This is a genomic window from Mesorhizobium sp. WSM4884 (assembly GCF_029625675.1).
GTDB lineage: Bacteria > Pseudomonadota > Alphaproteobacteria > Rhizobiales > Rhizobiaceae > Mesorhizobium.
Genome location: NZ_JARTVO010000048.1, coordinates 1 through 1,387, shown reverse-complemented (window position 1 = coordinate 1,387; position 1,387 = coordinate 1). Strand labels below are relative to the sequence as shown.

General features: G+C 63.3%; 2 protein-coding genes. Both read left to right on the top strand.

The window, feature by feature from the left end:
- Positions 1–42 precede the first annotated feature (42 nt).
- Positions 43–1,119 (top strand): ABC transporter permease, encoded by a 1,077-nt coding sequence (locus tag P9236_RS30600; RefSeq protein WP_278078202.1) that lies wholly within the window; start codon positions 43–45, stop codon positions 1,117–1,119.
- Positions 1,120–1,121: 2 nt separating this feature from the next.
- The coding region (locus tag P9236_RS30595) for an ATP-binding cassette domain-containing protein (protein WP_278078201.1) at positions 1,122–1,387 on the top strand (266 nt) is incomplete at its 3' end.

Here is a 1,387-nt window from a genome sequence, read left to right as displayed (position 1 = left end):
ACCGGGCGGGAGGACGGGCGCGGTCATTCGGAGGAAGAAGACGTGTCACAGACATCGCATGGCATTGGCGGGCTGAGTTATGACGCCAAGAAGCGCCCCTGGCCGGCCGAGTTCAACGTTTTCCTGGCGCTCGTCATTCTGGTCGGCGCGTTCGAGCTGATCGGCCGCGTCTTCCTCGGCGATAGCTTCCTGTTCAACACCCGCGAGAACGTCCAGGGCATCTTCAACGAGCAGCGCCTGCAGATCATCATCCTGCAGGTGTCGATCGTCGGCATCATCGCCATCGGCGTCACCCAGGTCATCATCAGCGGCGGCATCGACCTGTCATCGGGCTCGATCGTCGGCGCCACCGCCATGATCGCCATGAGCTTCGCGCAGGTGGCGACCGTCAACGGCAATCCCAACCCCAAGGCGATGTTCATCGACTATGGCTGGACCGACCTGCCGGTCATCGTGCCGCTGCTGGTCGCCGTCGGCTGCGGGCTTTTGGCCGGTCTCATCAACGGATCATTGATCGCCTACACACGCATTCCGCCCTTCATCGCCACGCTCGGCATGATGGTCACGGCGCGCGGCATCGCCAAATGGTGGTCGAAGGGCCAGCCGATCTCGTTCCCGACCGACAGCTTCGCGGCCATCGGCAAGGGGCTGATGCCGGTCATCATCTTCATTTCGCTGGCGATCCTGTTCCAGCTCATCCTGAGCTACACCAAATACGGCAAGCACTGCTACGCCATCGGCTCCAACGAGGACGCCGCGCGCATGTCCGGCATCAAGATCGCCAACCACAAGGTGCTGGTCTATGCCATCGCCGGCATCCTGGCCGCGATCGCCGCGGTGGTGCTCTCCTCCAAGAACCTCACCGCCCAGGCCGGCATGGGCGTCATGTACGAGCTCGACGCCATCGCCATGGCGGTCATCGGCGGCGTCTCGCTCTCTGGCGGCCGCGGGTCTATTATCGGCACGGTGATCGGCTCGCTGATCTTCGGCGTCATCATCTCCGGCTTCACCTTCCTGCGCCTCGACGCCTACTATCAGGAGATGGTCAAGGGCGTGATCATCGTCGGCGCAGTCGTTCTCGATCAATGGCGCCAGCGCCGCCGGGCGATAGGAGCTTGACCATGTCCGACATCGTTCTGAAGACCGAAAACCTGACCAAGCATTATGGCGGCGTGCACGCGCTGCAGGAGGCGAATTTCGAGCTGCGCAAGGGCGAGCATGTCGCCATCATGGGCGACAACGGCGCCGGCAAGTCGACCTTCGTGCGCCAGATCACCGGCGTCGAGCAGCGCACCGACGGCAAGATCTGGTTCGACGGCAAGGAAGTGAACTTCGCCGGGCCGATCGAGGCGCGCGAGGCGGGCATCGAGACGGTGTTCCAGAACCT